Source organism: Pseudomonas kurunegalensis, from assembly GCF_030291635.1.
Lineage (GTDB): Bacteria > Pseudomonadota > Gammaproteobacteria > Pseudomonadales > Pseudomonadaceae > Aquipseudomonas > Aquipseudomonas monteilii.
The window spans coordinates 2,562,458-2,576,620 of record NZ_CP127871.1 but is presented as its reverse complement, the minus strand read 5'-3'; the positions used below and the strand labels follow the sequence as shown (position 1 = coordinate 2,576,620).

General features: G+C 64.2%; 10 protein-coding genes and 1 pseudogene. 4 read left to right on the top strand and 7 right to left on the bottom strand.

Annotation, left to right across the window (positions count from 1 at the left end; all coding sequences use genetic code 11):
* Positions 1-9: 9 nt before the first annotated feature.
* The 6 genes from QQ992_RS11525 to QQ992_RS11500 form a co-directional block, all read right to left on the bottom strand.
* Positions 10-756, bottom strand: a complete 747-nt coding sequence (locus QQ992_RS11525) for an SDR family oxidoreductase (protein WP_105947521.1) — start codon at positions 754-756, stop codon at positions 10-12.
* Positions 757-885: 129 nt separating this feature from the next.
* On the bottom strand, positions 886-2,421 hold the full coding sequence (locus QQ992_RS11520) for a DHA2 family efflux MFS transporter permease subunit (RefSeq protein WP_105947520.1): 1,536 nt from the start codon (positions 2,419-2,421) through the stop codon (positions 886-888).
* A complete protein-coding gene (locus QQ992_RS11515) occupies positions 2,418-3,611 on the bottom strand; it encodes an HlyD/EmrA/EmrK family protein (RefSeq protein ID WP_286113440.1) in 1,194 nt (397 codons plus the stop codon). The genes QQ992_RS11520 and QQ992_RS11515 overlap by 4 nt, the downstream gene beginning before the upstream one ends.
* 30 nt (positions 3,612-3,641) lie before the next feature.
* A complete protein-coding gene (locus QQ992_RS11510) occupies positions 3,642-4,115 on the bottom strand; it encodes a MarR family winged helix-turn-helix transcriptional regulator (protein WP_016713887.1) in 474 nt (157 codons plus the stop codon).
* Between the two features lie 132 nt (positions 4,116-4,247).
* A complete protein-coding gene (locus tag QQ992_RS11505; RefSeq protein ID WP_081011230.1) occupies positions 4,248-4,877 on the bottom strand; it encodes a response regulator transcription factor in 630 nt (209 codons plus the stop codon).
* Between the two features lie 13 nt (positions 4,878-4,890).
* Positions 4,891-6,297, bottom strand: a complete 1,407-nt coding sequence (locus QQ992_RS11500) for a sensor histidine kinase (protein ID WP_286113439.1) — start codon at positions 6,295-6,297, stop codon at positions 4,891-4,893.
* 195 nt (positions 6,298-6,492) lie between these two features.
* On the opposite strand from QQ992_RS11500, the gene QQ992_RS11495 reads away from it, so the two are divergent.
* The 3 genes from QQ992_RS11495 (at position 6,493) to QQ992_RS11485 (ending at position 11,236) form a co-directional block, all read left to right on the top strand.
* Positions 6,493-8,115 carry an acyl-CoA synthetase gene (locus QQ992_RS11495; protein WP_105947516.1) on the top strand — a complete coding sequence of 541 codons (1,623 nt, stop codon included), beginning with the start codon at positions 6,493-6,495 and terminating at the stop codon, positions 8,113-8,115.
* 72 nt (positions 8,116-8,187) lie between these two features.
* Entirely contained in the window at positions 8,188-9,957 is a 1,770-nt protein-coding gene (locus tag QQ992_RS11490) for an acyl-CoA dehydrogenase C-terminal domain-containing protein (protein ID WP_286113438.1), read from the top strand.
* A 271-nt stretch (positions 9,958-10,228) separates the two neighbouring features.
* Positions 10,229-11,236 carry a FecR family protein gene (locus QQ992_RS11485; RefSeq protein WP_286113437.1) on the top strand — a complete coding sequence of 336 codons (1,008 nt, stop codon included), beginning with the start codon at positions 10,229-10,231 and terminating at the stop codon, positions 11,234-11,236.
* A gap of 13 nt (positions 11,237-11,249) precedes the next feature.
* Here QQ992_RS11485 and QQ992_RS11480 read toward each other — a convergent pair whose 3' ends face one another.
* The gene (locus QQ992_RS11480; RefSeq protein ID WP_105947513.1) at positions 11,250-12,569 is read right to left on the bottom strand and encodes a Na+/H+ antiporter family protein; all 1,320 of its coding nucleotides are present in this window, start codon (positions 12,567-12,569) and stop codon (positions 11,250-11,252) included.
* Positions 12,570-12,794: 225 nt separating this feature from the next.
* On the opposite strand from QQ992_RS11480, the pseudogene QQ992_RS28085 reads away from it, so the two are divergent.
* Positions 12,795-14,033 (top strand): annotated as a pseudogene (locus tag QQ992_RS28085) (methyl-accepting chemotaxis protein); the annotation flags it as partial.
* Positions 14,034-14,163 lie beyond the last annotated feature (130 nt).

Sequence of the window (14,163 nt, the reverse complement as noted above, 5' to 3'; positions counted from 1 at the left end):
CGGGCGCGCTCAGCGCCCGCCGCCCAGGTCGATGAAGCTGCCCGTGGAGTAGGACGCCTTGTCTGACAGCAACCAGAGAATGGCCTCGGCCACTTCTTCAGGGCGCCCGCCCCGGCCCATGGGCAAGCCGGGTTCCAGCTTGCTGACGCGGTCCGGATCACCGGACAGCGCATGGAAGCCGGTGTGAATGTAGCCCGGGCGTACGCCATTGACCCGCACCCCCTCGCCTGCCACCTCTTTGGCCAAGCCAATGGTGAAGGTATCGAGTGCGCCTTTGGAGGCGGCATAGTCGACATATTCGTTGGGCGAGCCCAGGCGTGCGGCCACCGATGACACGTTGACGATGGCGCCGCCTTGCCCGCCATGCCGGCGTGCCATGCGCAGCAGGGCGTGCTTGGCGCAGAGCATGGGGCCGACGACATTGGTTTTCATGACCTTGAGCAGGCGAAACTCGGACATATCCTCCACCCGGCTTTGCTGGCCGATGGTGCCGGCGTTGTTGACCAATGCGGTGACCGGGCCGAGTTCATCATCAACGCGCTGAAACAGCTGGATGATTTCATCCTCGACGCTGACGTCGGCGCGCACGGCAATGGCCTCGGCGCCCAAGGCGCGGACCTGGCCGAGGATGTCTTCGGCGGCTTGCTCGTCGGCGTGGTAGTTGATGCAGATACGGTAGCCCTGGCGAGCAGCCAGCAGCGCCGTGGCGGCGCCGATGCCACGGCTACCACCCGTGATGACGATGACGTTCTCCATGAATGTGCCAATCGTTTGGGAAAGGAGAGTCGACAATAGGCGAAACCGCTGTGCATGGGAATGACCAAAGTCAGCCCAAACACCGCCCCGCTCTCAATCTTGCTCTTGCTCTTGCCTTATTAGCCCAGTTCAATGCCCCGCCGACGCCGGCCCCGCCTTCGCAGTAAACGGCGGCTTGGCAAACCACACCAACAGGATCAACCCTGCAAACACCCAAGTCATAAGGGTGAAGTAGTCCACCGTCGACATCATGTACGCCTGCCCATTGAGTATCTGCTCCAGCTGCGCATAGCTCTGCGGGTTAGCCCCACCCAGTTGCTCCAGCGTATGCCGGGTAGCCGGGTCGAACTGACTGATATTCTCGCTCAGGTAAGCATGGTGCTGATCCGCCCGACGAATCCAGATCCAGGTCGTCAACGAAGCCGCAAAACTCCCCCCCAGGGTACGCAGGAAGGTCGCCAGCCCCGACCCGTCGGCGATCTGGTGCGGCGGCAGATCAGACAGCAGGATGCTCAAGGTCGGCATGAAGAACAGCGCTACACCAATACCCATGAACAACTGCACCAAGGCCACATGCTGGAAGTCCACCTCACTGGTGAAGCCCGCACGCATGTAGCAGCTGGTACCGATCGCCAGAAACGCCAGCCCCGCCAGCACCCGCAGGTCGAACCGGTGCGCATACTTGCCCACGAACGGCGACATGATCACCGGCAGCAAGCCGATTGGCGCCACCGCCAGGCCTGCCCAGGTGGCGGTGTAGCCCATCTGCGTCTGCAACCATTGCGGCAGGATCAGGTTGATGCCGAAGAACCCCGCATACCCTCCGACCAGCACAATGGTGCCAACCCGGAAGTTACGGTGCACGAACAGGCGCAAGTTCACCACAGGGTGGCGGTCGGTCAGCTCCCAGATCACGAACACGGCCAGAAACACCACCGAAATCAGGCTGCCGACAATGATGAACGAAGACTCGAACCAATCCAGGTCATTGCCTTTGTCCAGCACCACCTGCAACGCGCCGACACCGATGATCAACGTGAGCAAACCGATGTAATCCATCGGCTGGCGGCTGGTGACCACTGGCCGCGTACGCATCTGCTGGCGCACGACGGCAGCGGCGAACAGGCCGATGGGCACGTTGATGAAGAAGATCCACGGCCAACTGTAGCTGTCGGTAATCCAGCCCCCCAGAATCGGCCCGGCAATCGGCGCCACCACCGTGACCATCGCCAGCAGCGCCAACGCCATCCCCCGCTTGGCCGGGGGGTACACGGCAATCAGCAAGGTCTGGGTCATCGGGTACAACGGCCCGGCAACCACCCCCTGCAACACGCGAAAGCCGACCAGCTCCGGCATCGACTGGGCGATACCGCACAGGAACGAGGCCAGCACGAACAGCAGCGTGGCCCAGATGAACAGTTTCACTTCACCAAACCGCCGGCTCAGCCAGCCGGTCAGCGGCAAGGCGATGGCATTGCTCACCGCGAACGACGTGATGACCCAGGTGCCCTGCTCGTAACTCACCCCCAGGTTGCCGGAAATGGTCGGCAACGCCACGTTGGCGATGGTGGTGTCGAGCACCTGCATGAACGTCGCCAACGACAGGCCGATGGTGGTCAGCAGCAGGCTCGGCGGCGTGAACTGGGCAGCGGCGTTGTTGCTCATCGCTGGGCCGTCTTGCCGGTTGCGCTGTTTTCGTGAATCAGCCGGGCAATCAGGTCGTCTGCCTCGACCAGTTGGCGGTCGTACACCTGGGTGGTGTAGCTGGCCTGCTGCGGCGGCTGCTGGGCCAGGGCCGGGCCACTCTGGTCGTGCAGGTCGACTTCCACCACCGTGGACAGGCCGATGCGCAACGGGTGGTCCTTGAGCTGGTCAGGGCTGAGGTGAATACGCACCGGCACCCGCTGCACGATCTTGATCCAGTTGCCAGTGGCGTTTTGTGCAGGCAACAGCGCGAATGCACTACCGGTACCGGCCCCCAGGCTGTCCACCGTGCCGCTGTACTTGACCTCGCTGCCGTACAGGTCGGCGCTGATCTGCACCGGCTGGCCGATGCGCATGTCACGCAGCTGGGTTTCCTTGAAGTTGGCATCGATCCACACCTGGTCCAGCGGGATCACCGCCATGGTCGCAGTGCCCGGTTGCAGGCGCTGGCCCAGTTGCACGGTGCGCTTGGCAACGTAGCCTGTTACCGGTGCCACCAGGGTGGTACGGGCATGGTCGAGGTAGGCTTGACGCAGGTCGGCAGCAGCCGCCATCACTTCGGGATGCGAAGACACCACGGTGTCATCGACCAGCGCACTGCTGGTGCTGAGTTGCTGGCGGGCACTGTTGACGGCCGCCTGGGCCACACTCAGGTCGTCGCGGGCATGGGACAGCTCTTCTACGGCAATGGCACCGCTGTCGGCCAGCACCTTGCGCCGGTTGAAGTCCTGCTGTGCCTTGCGCAATTCGGCCTGGCGGGTTTCCAGCTGAGCCTTGAGCGAGTCGACGTTGCTGTACAGCCCGCGCACCTGCCGCACACTGCGCGCCAGCTTGGCTTCGGCGGACTGCAAGGCCACCTCGCTGTCGGCCGGGTCGAATTGCAGCAACACCTGGCCGGCGTGGACCAGGTCACCGTCATCGGCACCAATGATGGTGACGGTGCCGGTGACCAGTGGGGTGATCTCCACCACGTTGCCGTTGACGTAGGCATCGTCGGTGCTTTCGTGCCAGCGCCCGACCAGGCTGTACCAGGCCCAGGTGCCGATACCGGCAAGGATCAGCAACAACACCAGGCCAAGCAGCCAGGCCTTGCGCTTGCGCGACGGCTCGGGCGCGGCGGAGGGAGTCGGGGTGTCTGCGGGAGTGGCCATGACAATACCTTGGATAATTCGTGACAGGGTTCAACGGTCGCCAAAACGGCGGATCGTCAACGGGTCGCCAGCACTGAGCAGCACCTTGGCCAGCAGGCCTTCCAGGGCCTTGAGCTCGTCAGGTGCCAGCACGCCGCACAACTCGTTCATCGCGGCGGCGCCAATTTCCGGCAGGCGGTCGGCCAGGCGCTGGCCGTCGGCGGTGAGCGCCAGGCGCACCTGGCGGCGGTCGTCGGCGCAGCGGTTGCGCACGATCAGGTCCTTCTGTTCGAGGCGGTCGAGCATGCGGGTCATCGAACCGCTGTCCAGGCCCAGGTAGCGGCACAGCTCGGCCGGGGTGTCCACCTGGTACTGGGTGACGATGATCAGCACCTTGAACTGCGCGGCGGTGACACCCTCTGATTCAAGGTGCCAGTCGAGAATGCGGTCCTTCAGGATCGCTGCGCGGCCGAGCAACATGCCGATGGCGCAGGTCTGGAAGTTTTCGGGGGAGAAATGGGCCATCGGGGATTGCTCGGGTAATTGTGTGAAAATATTACTGCCTAGGCAGTGAATGTCAAAGCTTTGATTAGGTAGCTATGTAAAATTTCATATTTCTGGATGAAATGCCCCCCTGTAGGGGATGCGCCAAGGCGGCTAGCGTGCTCGCAGACCCAATGCCTCCACAGCCCCGCAGGCAATCGCCATGCCCACCAGTTCTGCCAGGCTGCCCGCCTGCAAACGCTTCATCACCCGCCCCCGGTAGAGGTCCACGGTCTTTACGCTGATGCCCAACTGCTCGGCAATCTCTCGGTTGTTCAACCCCTGGGCCAGCGGCACGAACACGTCACGCTCGCGCGGCGTCAGGCCGTCGATACGCGCCTGCACCTGGGCCAATGCCTGATCGCCCTGCCGCGCACGCGTGGCATGCTCCAGCGCGGCCTGCACGCTGTCGAGCAGCAACTGGTCGTTGTAAGGCTTTTCGATGAAGTCGCAGGCACCCGCCTTGAACGCGCGCACCACGATCGGCACATCGGCATGGCCACTGACGAAGATCACCGGCAGCGCCAGGCCGCGCTCACGCATCGCCTGCTGTACCGCAAGCCCGCCCAGCCCCGGCATGCGCACATCCAGCAGCACACAGGCAGGCCCATCGTCGACGCAGGCATCGAGAAATGCCTGCCCACTGGCAAACGGCAAAGCCTGCAAACCCACCGATTCCAGCAGCCAGACCGTCGAGTCGCGCATCCCTTGGTCGTCATCGACCACATACACCTTCGCTTGCACCCTCAACTCCCCCTTATCCCCTGCTGACCGCCAGGCGGCAGCACAATACCAGACCGCCGTTGTCCCCCGCCCGCGCCCACAGGCTGCCGCCAAAGCCTTCGATCAGGCTGCGGCTCATGCTCAAACCCAGGCCCAGGCCGTCGGCCTTGCTGGTGGTGAACGGCGTGAAGATTTCGTCCAGGCGCTCGGGGCCCACACCCGGGCCCTGGTCAGCCACCTCGACCAGCACACCGTCGTCATCACGCACAGCGCCGAGCAGGATACGTGACGGCCGCTCGCCCTGCTGCTCGCGGTTGGCATCGATGGCATTGCGCAACAGGTTGAGCAGGACCTGTTCCAGCAACACCCGGTCGGCGTACACCAAGGGCAGTTGCGTACTCATGCGCAGCTCCACCGTCACTTGGTCGCGCGCGGCTTCCCACGCGCACAAGCGCATGGCCTCCTCGGCGACCTCGGTCACGTCCAGCGCCTGCAGGTTCCGTGGCCCCTTGCGCAGGAAGGCGCGCAGGCGGCGGATCACTTCAGCGGCGTGGGTGGCCTGTTCGCTGATGCGTTGCAGCCCCTGCCCTACACGCTCACGGGCCTGTGGGTCGCGCTCGATGCTCGACAGGTAGCGCAAGCTGGCGTTGGCGTAATTGACCACCGCAGCCAACGGCTGGTTGATCTCGTGGGCGATGCCCGAGGCCAGTTCGCCGAGGGTGGCCAGCCGGGCACTGTGCGCCAGGCTTTCCTGGGCTTCGATGCGCAAGGTGATGTCGCGGGACACGCTGACCACCTCCACCACCGTGCCGGTGTAGGTTTCGCGGATGGCCCGGCTGGCGATTTCGAACCAGCGGTAACCGCCCGCAGCCTGGCGTACCCGGCAGGTCATGGTGTGGTAGCCATCCTGGTCCAGCGCCGCTGCCGCCTGGCGCAGCACCTGGCGCCGCTCGCGCGGGTGCAGCAAGCTGTGCACGGGCATGCCGCGCAGTTGCTCGGGCCACAACCCGAGCAGGCGGAATGCGGCCGGAGAGGCATCGAGAAAGCGGCCATCGGGGCTGTGCCGGGAGATCAGGTCGGTGGTGTTCTCGATGATCAACCGATACAAGCGCCGCGCACGGCTGGCCTCGCGCGCGCCCTGGCGCTCTTCGCTGGCGTCACGGCAGCGCCCTAGCACCTGCTGGCCCTGGTCGTCAGGAATGAACGTCCACAGCACGATGCGCTCACCTACCTGCACCTCGACATCGGCGATCGCCCGGTGCTGGCGCAGGCAGGCACGTACCAGCGCGGCGCAGTTGGCCGGCAGCCAGCTGGCCAGCTCCGGGCCTTCATCTACCCAGGCTTGCAGCGCGGGGTTGAGCGCCAGCGGCCTGGCGTCATCGGCCAGCAGCAGGCTGGGTTGAGGGTCCTTGGCGAGCAAGGGATAAGCGGTCTTGTCCACGGTAGGCGGCTCGTTGTTATAGTAGTTTTACTATATTGCTATAGTCGATATTCCTACTACCATAGCGGTTCGCGTAAAACTGCGACAGAGGAAGGCGGCCTACCGTACGCCTTCCCGCACCCTGAACAGAGCTAACAATCAGCCACCGGGGGCCAAGCGCACAGGCTGCGCCTGCCTCCCTTACAGGATTACCGCATGTCGATCTATGCCCAGGGCCTGATGCCCGCTGCCGTCAACCATGTCGCCCTCACCCCGCTGAGTTTCATCGAACGCACTGCTGCCGTTTACGGCAACTACCCCGCCGTGATCCACGGCGCCATCCGCCGTAACTGGCAAGACACCTACCAACGCTGCCGCCGCCTGGCCAGTGCCCTGGTAGGCCGCGGCATCGGCCGTGGCGACACCGTGGCAGTGATGCTGCCCAACACCCCGGCCATGCTCGAAGCCCACTTTGGCGTGCCCATGACCGGTGCCGTGCTCAATACCCTGAACGTACGCCTGGACGCCGAGGCCATCGCCTTCATGCTGCAGCACGGCGAGGCCAAGGTGCTGATTACCGACCGCGAGTTCCATGCGGTGATTGAAGCTGCCCTGGCGCTGCTCGAACATCCGCCATTGGTAGTGGACGTGGATGACCCCGAGTACGGCGAAGGCCGTGCGGTCAGCGAGCTGGACTACGAGGCCCTGCTCGCCGAGGGCGACCCGGAATATGCCTGGGAGTGGCCGGATGACGAGTGGCAGGCCATTTCGCTCAACTACACCTCCGGCACCACCGGCAACCCGAAGGGCGTGGTCTACCACCACCGTGGCGCCTACCTGAACGCCTTGGGTAACCAGATGACCTGGGCCATGGGGCATCGCCCGGTGTACCTGTGGACCTTGCCGATGTTCCACTGCAACGGCTGGTGCTACCCCTGGACCATCACCGCCCTGGCCGGCACGCATGTTTTCCTGCGCCGGGTCGACCCGCAGAAGATCCTTAACCTTATCCGCGAACACCGGGTCAGCCACCTGTGCGGCGCACCGATCGTGCTCAACGCCTTGGTCAACATGCCGGAAGCCGCCAAGGCCGCCATCGAGCACCCGGTGCAGGCCATGGTGGCCGGCGCCGCACCACCGGCCAAGGTGATCGGTGCCGTGGAAGAAATGGGCATCCAGGTCACCCACACCTACGGCCTGACCGAAGTCTACGGCCCGGTGACCGTGTGCGCCTGGCATGACGAGTGGGACGAACTGACGCTGGAAGAACGCGCGCGCATCAAGTCACGCCAAGGTGTGCGTTACCCGACGCTCGACGGCCTGATGGTCGCCGACCCGCAAACCCTCGAGCCGGTGCCGCGCGATGGCAACACGCTGGGCGAGATTTTCATGCGCGGCAATACGGTGATGAAGGGTTACCTGAAAAACCCCGAAGCCACCGCCGAAGCCTTCCGTGGCGGCTGGTTCCACACCGGCGACCTGGCCGTGTGGCATGCCGATGGCTATGTGGAGATCAAGGATCGGCTCAAGGACATCATCATTTCCGGTGGCGAGAACATTTCCACCATCGAGGTCGAGGACGCCCTGTACAAACACCCGGCGGTGCTCGAGGCCGCCGTGGTGGCGCGCCCGGATGAAAAATGGGGAGAAACCCCATGCGCCTTCGTTGCCCTGAAGCCTGGCCGGGAAGACACCCGCGAAGCCGACATCACCAGCTGGTGCCGCGAGCACCTGGCCGGGTTCAAGGTGCCGAAGACCGTGGTGTTTGGCGAGCTGCCCAAAACCTCCACCGGCAAGATCCAGAAGTACGTGCTGCGCGACCGGGCAAAAGCCCTCTGAAGCCGTAGTGGCCTCTTCGCGGGCATGCCCGCGAAGAAGCCAAACCTGATTTCTCCCCTTCAAGAGCCAACGATGACGACCTATTCAGCCCCTCTGCGCGACATGCGCTTCGTCCTGCACGACGTATTCAACGCCCCGGCCCTGTGGGCCCGCCTGCCCGCCCTGGCCGAGCGCATCGACGCCGACACCGCCGACGCCATCCTCGAAGAAGCCGCCAAAGTCACCGGCCAGCTGATCGCCCCGCTCAGCCGCAACGGCGACGAACAAGGCGTGCACTTCGAAGCAGGCCAGGTCACCACGCCAGACGGTTTCCGCGAAGCCTGGCACACCTACCGCGAAGGCGGCTGGGTCGGCCTGGGCGGCAACCCGGCGTATGGCGGCATGGGCATGCCGAAAATGCTGGGCGTGCTGTTCGAAGAAATGCTTTACGCCGCCGATTGCAGCTTCAGCCTGTATTCGGCCTTGAGTGCTGGCAGCTGCCTGGCCATCGATGCCCACGCCAGCGAAACACTCAAGGCCACTTACTTGCCGCCCCTGTACGAAGGCCGCTGGGCGGGCACCATGTGCCTCACCGAACCCCACGCCGGCACCGACCTGGGGCTGATCCGCACGCGCGCCGAACCCCAGGCCGATGGCAGCTATCACATCAGTGGCAGCAAGATTTTCATTACCGGTGGCGAGCAGGACCTGACCGAGAACATCGTCCACCTGGTGCTGGCCAAACTGCCGGATGCACCCGCTGGCGCCAAAGGCATCTCGCTGTTTCTGGTGCCCAAGTACCTGGTCGGGGCCGACGGCAGCCTGGGCGCACGCAACGCCGCCCATTGCGGCTCGATCGAGCACAAGATGGGCATCAAGGCATCGGCCACCTGTGTGATGAACTTCGATGGCGCCATCGGTTACCTGGTGGGCGAGCCGAACAAGGGCCTGGCAGCCATGTTCACCATGATGAACTACGAGCGCCTGTCCATCGGCATCCAGGGCATCGGTTGTGCCGAAGCCTCTTACCAAAGCGCCGCCCGTTACGCCAACGAGCGCCTGCAAAGCCGCGCCGCCAGCGGCCCGCAGGCGCAGGACAAGGCGGCCGACCCCATCATCCACCACGGCGATGTACGGCGCATGCTGCTGACCATGCGCACCCTCACCGAAGGTGGTCGGGCGTTTGCCGCCTACGTTGGCCAGCAGCTGGACCTGGCCCGTTACGCCGAAGACGCCGGCGAACGCGAACATGCCCAGCGCCTGGTGGCACTGTTGACGCCAGTGGCCAAGGCGTTCTTCACCGACAACGGCCTGGAAAGCTGCGTGCTTGGCCAGCAGGTGTATGGCGGCCATGGCTATATCCGCGAGTGGGGGCAAGAGCAGCGGGTGCGAGACGTGCGCATTGCGCAGATTTATGAAGGTACCAACGGTATTCAGGCCCTGGACCTGCTCGGCCGCAAGGTACTGGCCGACGGCGGCCAGGCGCTGGCCAGCTTTGCCGCCGAAGTGCGAAGTTTCAGCGTGGACGCCCCGTTGCACCGCGAAGCCCTGCAGGCAAGCCTGGCGCGGTTGGAGGCGACCAGTGCGTGGCTGCGGGCGCGCGTGGGCGAGGATGCCAACCTGGTCAGCTCGGTGGCGGTAGAGTACCTGCAGCTGTTCGGGCTGACGGCATATGCCTACATGTGGGCGCGGATGGCGGCGGTGGCGTTGGCCAAGCAGGACGAGGACGCTGACTTCCACGGTGCCAAGCTGGCGTGTGCGGCGTTCTTCTTCCAACGGGTTTTGCCGCGTGGGTTGGGGCTTGAGGCCAGTATTCGGGCCGGTAGTGACAGCCTTTACGGGTTGGAGGCGGCGCAGTTCTGATAGGACGTTGGGGGCGCTCTGCGCCCCTTTCGCGACACAAGGCCGCTCCTACAGGGGAGCGCGACTCCTTGTAGGAGCGGCCTTGTGTCGCGATGGGCTGCGCAGCAGCCCCAAGGATCTCAGCCTGCATTTACTTGCGCGAAGGGTTCTCAAACGCTGAAAAACCGTTGCAAATCCGACGAAAAAACGGCACAACTGATAGTCATTCGCCATTACGTCGGTTCTCGGGAGCCCTCTAGCAAGGGTAGAATGCGCAAAACCCGGAGCCGCAATGAACCACGACCGCCTCAATCCCAGCCCAGACGATGCCATCACCGACGCCGCCGCGCATTGGTGCATGCGCCTGCACGCCGAAGACTGCACGGCGGGCGAGCGCGAGGCTTTCGCCCGCTGGCTGGCGGCAGATCCGCGGCATGCCGAAGAATACGAGGCGATGCTGGAAATCTGGCAAACCGCCGACCTGTTGCCGCGCAACGCCACTGTCGTCGAGTTCAACCCGCCTGCCCGACACCCTGCGCGTCCAAGCAGCTGGCGCCCGCTGGCGTCTGCCGCAGCCATCGCCCTGGCGGTACTGCCGCTGGCCGGTTGGGTGGGCTGGGAACAAGGCTGGCTGCCCAACCACTACCAGCACTTCGAAGCCAGTGACCGCATGCAGACCGTGGAGCTGAGCGACGGGAGTACGGTGCAGCTCAACCTCAATACCGAGCTCACCTACCTCAACTACAAGGACCAGCGCCAGGTCACGCTCAAGCGCGGCGAGGCGTTCTTCAAGGTTCAGCACGACAGCAACCACCCGTTCATCGTGCGCGCCGGTCGCGGCCAGACACGGGTCACCGGCACCCAGTTCAACGTGTGGAAGTACCAGGACCAGGTCAAGGTCACCCTGGTGGAAGGCTCGGTGCTGGTATCCAGCGACGGCAGCACCGGCGGCTATCGCCTTGGGCCTGGCATGCAGGCCAGCTACCACCAGGGCGATTTCGAGCCCCAACTGGAGCAAAGCGACGACTACGGCAACAGCCTGGCCTGGCGCAGCGGCAAGCTGGTGCTCGACAACCTGAGCCTGGAACAGGCGCTGCCGGTGATCAACCGCTACCTCGACGCGCCGCTGCTGCTGGCCGATGCCAGCACCGGTCGCATCCGCATCAGCGGCATATACAACACCCGTGAAGTGGGGCGCCTGGTCAACAACCTGCCCAAGGTGCTGCCGGTCTACCTGACCCGCAGCAAGGACGGCAGCACCGTGCTCAACCGCATCTCGCCGCCGCCCGACAAGGGCTGACGCCCTCCCCGCCTTACAAGGTCATCGCAGCCAACCAGCCGAACGCCAGCAGCGGCAGGTTGTAGTGGATGAAGGTCGGCACCACGGTGTCCCAGATGTGGTGATGCTGGCCGTCGACGTTCAGGCCCGAGGTTGGGCCCAGGGTCGAGTCCGAAGCTGGCGAACCCGCATCTCCCAAGGCACCGGCAGTGCCAACGATGCACACCGTGGCCACCGGGTCGAAGCCCAGTTGCACGCACAGCGGCACGAAGATCGCGGCCAGGATCGGCACAGTGGAGAACGACGAGCCGATACCCATGGTCACCAGCAGGCCCACCAGCAGCATCAGCAAGGCGCCGATGCCCTTGCTGTGGTCGATCCACTGGGCCGAGGTTTCCACCAGGCTTTTCACCTCACCGGTCGCCTTCATCACATCGGCAAAGCCCGAGGCGGCAATCATGATGAAGCCGATCATGGCCATCATCTTCATGCCCTCGGTGAACAAGTCATCGGTGTCCTTCCATTTGACGATGCCCGACAGCGAGAAAATCAGGAAGCCGACCATGGCCCCGATGATCATCGAATCCAGCAACAGCTGGACGATGAACGCTGCGGCAATTGCCAGCCCGGCCACCAGCAGTGTCAGCGGGTTGTACTGCACGCTCACCTGCTCCACCTGCTCGATGCGGGCCAGGTCGTAGTCACGCTTCTTGCGGTAGCTGATGAAGACGGCCAGCAACAGGCCTGCGAGCATGCCTGCCGCCGGGATGGCCATGGCGTGGGTCACATTGACGCCACTCACATCGACACCGGCACGGGCAACGTTGGCCAGCAGGATTTCGTTGAGGAAGATGTTGCCAAACCCCACCGGCAGGAACATGTACGGGGTAATCAGGCCGAAGGTGATGACGCAGGCGATCAGCCGGCGGTCGATGCGCAAACGGGTCAGCACATACAAAAGCGGTGGCACCAGCAGCGGGATGAAGGCAATGTGGATGGGCAGGATATTCTGCGACGACACCGCCACCACCAGCATCAGGCCAATCATCAGCCATTTGACCTTGCCGCCATTGGCGTGGCCCTGGCGATCGATCATGGCCAGTGCACGGTCAGCCAAGGCATGGGCCAGGCCGGACTTGGCGATGGCCACGGCAAAAGCGCCCAGCAGCGCATAGGACAAGGCCACCGTGGCACCACCGCCCAGGCCGCCGTTGAAGGCCTTGAGCGTGCCTTCGACGCCCAGGCCGCCCACCAGCCCACCGACCAGGGCGCCAATGATCAGGGCGATGACCACATGCACGCGGGACAGGCTGAGTATCAGCATGATGCCGACCGCGGCGATCACTGCATTCATGGTTGGCTTACCTCATAACGACAGAAAAAAAGCGCGAACTCTGAAGCAGTGGGCGGCAGATGTCAAAAGTGCCATGTTGCGGCGCATTACCAATGCCTAAAGGATCACGCTCCCACAGGGGATCGCAAGCGGCCGCAACAATTAAATTGAACGTTTGAATAAAGAAAAAACCGCGCCCGCCGACACAGTCGCTAGCCACACTCTTATTACAAGGGATCCGCCCCCATGCCTTTGCGACAACTTTCCATCCAGTGGAAAATCACCCTGCTCGCCGGTCTCTGCCTGGCCGGCATCGTCACTTTGCTCGTCGGCCTGTCGCTGTACCGCATGGACCACAGCTCGGACCTGGTCAAGGCCAGCAGCATGCAAATGCTGACCGAAGCGGCGCAGTCGCGCATCGAATCGCAAGGTGAGGTGCAGGCGTTGAACATCCGCCGCCAGTTCATGGACGCCTACCAGTACGGTGCCGGCTTCGCCCGTCAAGTGCTGTTCTTGCGTGAGCAGGCAGAAAAACGCTTTCTCGATGCCTTTGACCTGCGCGAGGACATGACCCGCCAAGTGCGCGCCGCACTGCAGGCCAACCCCGACCTGCTTGGCCTCTCGCTGGTGTTCGAACCCAACGCACTGGACAACAAGGACAGCCTGTTTGCCGGCAAGGCGGAGCTGGGCAGCAACGAAACCGGGCGTTTTGCCCTGTATTGGTCGCAACCGCGCGCCGGCCAGCTGACCGCCATGGCGCTGCCCGAGCATGACATGGCCAACACCGAGATCGGCCCCAGCGGCCAGCCGGCCAACACCTGGTGGGTGTGCCCGCGCACGACCGGCAAGGTGTGCGTGGTGGAGCCGTACTTTTACGACATCGATGGCCAGCAGGTGCTGATGACCAGCATCGTCTTCCCGCTGACGGTCAACGGCAAGATCATTGCCACCCTGTCCATCGACATCAACCTCAACAGCCTGCAGGCCCTGAGCCAGGAGGCCAGCCGCAGCCTGTACGAAGGCCGCACCACGGTCGGCATCCTCAGCCCGGTCGGCCTGCTGGCCGGCTACAGCGCCGATGCCAGCAAGCTGGCCCAGCGCTTCGATCAGGTGGACCCGACCAAGGGCGCCGAACTGGTGCGCAAGCTGGCCGATGGCAAGATGACCATCCTGCACGACCAACAGCGCCTGAAAGTGCTGGCCGCGTTCCGGCCGATCCCCGACGCCCAGCCTTGGGGCGTGCTGCTGGATGTGCCGGAAAACGCCCTGACAGGGCCAGCCGAAAAGCTGAAGCAGGAGCTGGACACACTGAACACCAGCGGCACCCTGCTTGAGCTGGGCCTGGGCCTGGCCGCAGCCATTGCCGGCCTGCTGATGGTGTGGCTGATGGCCCGTGGCGTTACCCGGCCCATCCTTGGCGTGGCCGCCATGCTCAAGGACATTGCCAGCGGTGAAGGCGACCTGACCCGCCGCCTGACCTACCAGAAACAGGACGAACTGGGCGAACTGGCCGGCTGGTTCAACCGCTTCCTCGACAAGCTGCAGCCGACCATCGCCGAGGTCAAACGCTCGGTGCAGGCCGCCCGAGGTACCGCCGACCAGTCCTCGGCCATTG

What these genes read in the sequence shown, in the direction of transcription:
- QQ992_RS11525 (WP_105947521.1), bottom strand. Translation starts at nt 756, where the DNA reads ATGGAGAACGTCATCGTCATCACGGGTGGTAGCCGTGGCATCGGCGCC.
- QQ992_RS11520 (WP_105947520.1), bottom strand. Translation starts at nt 2,421, where the DNA reads ATGAGCAACAACGCCGCTGCCCAGTTCACGCCGCCGAGCCTGCTGCTG.
- QQ992_RS11515 (WP_286113440.1), bottom strand. Translation starts at nt 3,611, where the DNA reads ATGGCCACTCCCGCAGACACCCCGACTCCCTCCGCCGCGCCCGAGCCG.
- QQ992_RS11510 (WP_016713887.1), bottom strand. Translation starts at nt 4,115, where the DNA reads ATGGCCCATTTCTCCCCCGAAAACTTCCAGACCTGCGCCATCGGCATG.
- QQ992_RS11495 (WP_105947516.1), top strand. Translation starts at nt 6,493, where the DNA reads ATGTCGATCTATGCCCAGGGCCTGATGCCCGCTGCCGTCAACCATGTC.
- QQ992_RS11490 (WP_286113438.1), top strand. Translation starts at nt 8,188, where the DNA reads ATGACGACCTATTCAGCCCCTCTGCGCGACATGCGCTTCGTCCTGCAC.
- QQ992_RS11485 (WP_286113437.1), top strand. Translation starts at nt 10,229, where the DNA reads ATGAACCACGACCGCCTCAATCCCAGCCCAGACGATGCCATCACCGAC.
- QQ992_RS11480 (WP_105947513.1), bottom strand. Translation starts at nt 12,569, where the DNA reads ATGAATGCAGTGATCGCCGCGGTCGGCATCATGCTGATACTCAGCCTG.